Below are 3,866 nucleotides of genomic sequence, written 5' to 3' on the forward strand. Positions count from 1 at the left end.
GAGCTGCATCGCGAGCATGCCCGCGTACGCGTGCAAGCGCGGATCGCCCCCATGCGCGTCGATCGCCGCCTCGGCGACGTCGAGCGCGGCGCGCTTGCGCCCGCAGTCGTCGAGCAGCTCGATCGCCTGGATGGCATCGCCTACACGCGCCGCGCGCCAGTCGACGGCGCGCAGCGTGCGTTCGACCGCCGCCGTGCGCGCCTGCTCGCGCTCGATGCGGGCGAACAGGAAGGCGGCCGCGAGCTGGCCCGGCTCGCGCCGGAGCAACGCCTGCAGGCGCGCCCGTGCGGCATCGACGCGACCGCGCTGCCATTCGAGGCCCGCGAGCGCAACGACGAGGTCGGGCGAGTCCGGATGCTCGGCGAGCGCGGCCACGAACGTCGCGATCGCGCCATCGACGTCGCCGCGCAGCACCTGAGCGCGCCCGCGTTCGAGCCATGCGCCCGTGCCCTGCTGCATCACCGTCCTCGCATCCGCCGCGACCATCGGCCGAGCGCGCATGCTACCGTAACCGCCCCGCGCAGCAGGAGGATGCGATGATCGATCATGTCGGGTTTGCGGTAGGCGATTTCGCGCGCAGCCGCGCGTTCTACGTCGAGGCGCTCGCACCGCTCGGCTACGCGCCGGTCAAGGACGTCACCCGGGCGCAGAGCGGCGGCTACGAAGGCACGGGCTTCGGCCCGCCGGGCCGCCCGCAGTTCTGGATCGGCACCGGCACCGGCGCCGCGCGCAGCGGCTCGACCCACGTCGCGTTCGCAGCGGAGTCGCGCGCGGCCGTGGATGCGTTCCATCGCGCGGCGCTCGCCGCCGGCGGTCGCGACAACGGCGCGCCCGGGGTGCGCCCGCACTATCATGCGAACTACTACGGCGCGTTCGTGTTCGATCCCGACGGCCACAACATCGAAGCCGTCTGCCACGCCCCGCCAGCCTGAAGCCGCCCATGTTCAAGCGCATCCTGATCGCCAATCGCGGCGAAATCGCCTGCCGCGTGATCCGCACCTGCCGCCGCCTCGGCATCGAGACCGTCGCGGTGCATTCCGAAGCCGACGCGACCGCGCAGCACGTGCGCCTCGCCGACGCCGCGTATCCGATCGGCGGGCCGCGCCCGGCCGATTCGTACCTGCGCGGCGACGCGATCATCGAGGTCGCGCGCGAGAGCGGCGCGCAGGCGATCCACCCGGGCTACGGCTTCCTGTCCGAGAACGCGGACTTCGCCGAAGCGGTCGAGCGCGCCGGACTCGCCTTCATCGGCCCGGCGGCCGACTCGATGCGGCGCATGGGCTCGAAGGCGGGCGCGAAGGAACTGATGGCTGCGCGTGGCGTGCCGGTCGTGCCCGGCTACACCGGCGAGGACCAGGACAGCGACCTGCTCGCGCGCGAAGCCGCGCGCATCGGCTTCCCGCTCATGATCAAGGCCGCGCACGGCGGTGGCGGCAAGGGCATGCGCATCGTGCGTTCGGCGAGCGAGTTCGCCGCGAACCTCGAAAGCTGCCAGCGCGAGGCGAGGAACGCGTTCGGCCGCGAGCGCGTGCTGCTCGAACGCTACATCGAGCAGCCACGCCATATCGAATTCCAGGTGTTCGGCGACGTCCACGGCAACATCGTCCACCTCAACGAACGCGAATGTTCGGCGCAGCGCCGCTACCAGAAGGTACTCGAGGAGACGCCCTCCCCGTTCATGACGCCTTCGCTGCGCGAACGGATGGGCGAAGCCGCGGTCGCCGCCGCACGCGCGCTCGACTACGTCAACGCGGGCACGGTCGAATTCATCGTCGGCCCCGACGCCCACAAGAGCGGCGGCGACTTCTATTTCATGGAGATCAACACGCGCCTGCAGGTCGAGCATCCGGTCACCGAGATGGTGCTCGGCCTCGACCTCGTCGAGCTGCAGCTGCGGGTCGCCGCGGGCGAGGCGCTGCCTGCTTCGCTGATCCGCAACACGTCGGTGCCCGCGAACGGGCACGCGATCGAGCTGCGCCTGTACGCGGAGGATCCCGAGCAGGGCTTCCTGCCCGGCTCCGGCACGCTCGAGAAGCTGCACCTGCCGGCGCCGTCGGCGCACGTGCGCATCGATTCGGGCGTCGTCGAGGGCGACGCCGTGACGATCTTCTACGACCCGATGATCGCCAAGCTCGTCACCTGGGACGCGACGCGCGAGGCGGCGCTCGTGCGCATGCGCGAAGCCCTCGCCGCGTGCGTCGTGGCCGGACCGAAGTCGAACGTCGAGTTCCTCGAACGGCTCGTGCGCCATCCGGCGGTCGTCGAGGGGCGCATCGACACCGGATACCTCGACCGCCACCTCGACGAGTTCCTCGCGCCGCCCGCGGATGCCGACGCCGTCGCGCCCGGCCTGTTCGCGGCCGCGGTCGCCTGGCTGCTGCACGAGGAAGTCGCCGCGCCGCGGCGCGCGCTCGCAACCGCCGACCCGCATTCCCCATGGGCGCAGGCGGACGGCTGGCGTCTCGGCCATCCGGGCCGGCGCATCGTTGCGTTGCTCGACCGCGGTACGCGCGTCGAAATCGGCGCGCACGGTGCGCGCGGCCACTACGCGCTCCAAGCCGGCGGTGTCCATTGCAGCGTCGAGCGCGCCTCGCTCCGCGACGGCGTGCTGTCGGCGTCGTTCGACGGCGTCGTGCAGCGCTGGCACGCGGTGCTCGACGACGAGCGCGTGACCGTGCACGACGGCCAGCACCGTCGCAGCTGGACGCACGCTCCCGCGTATGCGTACGCGGCGGCCGCGGCGACGAGCGGCGACCGCGTCGTCGCACCGATGCCCGGTCGCGTCGTCGTGGTCAAGGCGCGCGCCGGCGACGAGGTCGGCGAAGGCGAGGAACTCCTCGTGATGGAGGCGATGAAGATGGAACTCAGCCTGAAAGCGCCGCGCGCGGGCGTCGTCGACGCGGTGCAGGCTGCAGCCGGCGATTTCGTCGAGGCCGATGCGGTGCTCGTGCGCCTCGTCGAAGCCGGGTAACGGCGATGGTCGCGACGATCTGGCGCTTTCGCGTGCAGCCCGACAGGACCGACGCGTTCGAGCGCGCGTACGGCCCGCGCGGCGACTGGGCGCGCCTGTTCGAGCGCGCCGAAGGCTACGCGGGCACGGAGCTCCTGAAGCTGCACGGCGAGCCCGCCACCTGGCTCACGATCGATCGCTGGCGCAGCGAAGGCGACTACGAGCGCGCGAAGGCGCTGCTCGCGGACGACTACGCGGCGCTTGATCGCCGCTGCGAAGCCTATACGTGCGACGAAGCATGGCTCGGCTTGCACACGGTCGTCGAATGATCGTGCGGCTGCCGATGGCCGGACGTGTCCACTCGCACGACGATGAATCCCGGAGTTACCGATCGATGCGTTCGATGATCCTTGTTCCGATGACCCGCATCCTGTCGCTCGCGCTCGCGTGCGCGCTGCTCGGCGCCTGCGTCGAGACACGCTTCGAGTCGCCGCTCGGCGACAACATCGAGACCTGCGACACCGCGTGGAAGGGGCTCTGGTTCGAGGCCGGTGACGACCTGCGCCGCGCCGACGGCGAGCGCCATTTGAGCGGCTTCGCGGTCGACGAAGCCTGCGCGTTCACGCTGATCGAGCAGCCCGAAGCCGGCGGGCCGCTCAAGCGCACGCGCATTCCGGTCAACTACGTGCACGCGCACGGCGACGATTACCTCGTCGTGTCCGACGCCGCGGTGCGCGGCCTCATCGACCTCAAGGCGCCGTACGACATCGATCCGCCGCCGCAGAAGTCGTTCTTCTTCGCCAAGTACCGCGTGCGCGGCGACCGCCTCGAAGTGCGCAAGGTGGACGACGCGAAGGCCGCCAAGCTCGTCATCGACGGCGCGCTCGAAGGCACCGTGCAGAAGGGGCGCAACGAA

5 protein-coding genes are annotated in these 3,866 nt (G+C 71.3%); 4 read left to right on the forward strand and 1 reads right to left on the reverse strand.

Features of this window, described 5'->3' with window-relative positions; genetic code table 11:
• On the reverse strand, positions 1-501 hold a 501-nt coding region (locus VI238_RS12310), incomplete at its 3' end, for a tetratricopeptide repeat protein (protein ID WP_331651762.1).
• A gap of 35 nt (positions 502-536) precedes the next feature.
• Here VI238_RS12310 and VI238_RS12315 point away from each other — a divergent pair.
• From VI238_RS12315 to VI238_RS12330, 4 genes are all read left to right on the forward strand, one after another.
• Complete coding sequence (locus tag VI238_RS12315) at positions 537-932, forward strand: VOC family protein (protein ID WP_331651764.1); 396 nt, start codon at positions 537-539, stop codon at positions 930-932.
• Positions 933-940: 8 nt separating this feature from the next.
• Positions 941-2,971 (forward strand): acetyl/propionyl/methylcrotonyl-CoA carboxylase subunit alpha, encoded by a 2,031-nt coding sequence (locus tag VI238_RS12320; protein WP_331651766.1) that lies wholly within the window; start codon positions 941-943, stop codon positions 2,969-2,971.
• Between the two features lie 5 nt (positions 2,972-2,976).
• On the forward strand, positions 2,977-3,279 hold the full coding sequence (locus tag VI238_RS12325; protein WP_331651768.1) for an antibiotic biosynthesis monooxygenase family protein: 303 nt from the start codon (positions 2,977-2,979) through the stop codon (positions 3,277-3,279).
• A gap of 89 nt (positions 3,280-3,368) precedes the next feature.
• A partial coding sequence (locus VI238_RS12330) for a hypothetical protein (protein ID WP_331651769.1) occupies positions 3,369-3,866 on the forward strand: 498 nt, incomplete at its 3' end.

The sequence above is a fragment of the Dokdonella sp. genome, assembly GCF_036518555.1.
Lineage (GTDB): Bacteria > Pseudomonadota > Gammaproteobacteria > Xanthomonadales > Rhodanobacteraceae > Dokdonella_A.

Excerpts from the sequence above, each read along its gene's own strand:
- VI238_RS12315 (WP_331651764.1), top strand. The coding sequence starts at position 537 with ATGATCGATCATGTCGGGTTTGCGGTAGGCGATTTCGCGCGCAGCCGC.
- VI238_RS12320 (WP_331651766.1), top strand. The coding sequence starts at position 941 with ATGTTCAAGCGCATCCTGATCGCCAATCGCGGCGAAATCGCCTGCCGC.
- VI238_RS12325 (WP_331651768.1), top strand. The coding sequence starts at position 2,977 with ATGGTCGCGACGATCTGGCGCTTTCGCGTGCAGCCCGACAGGACCGAC.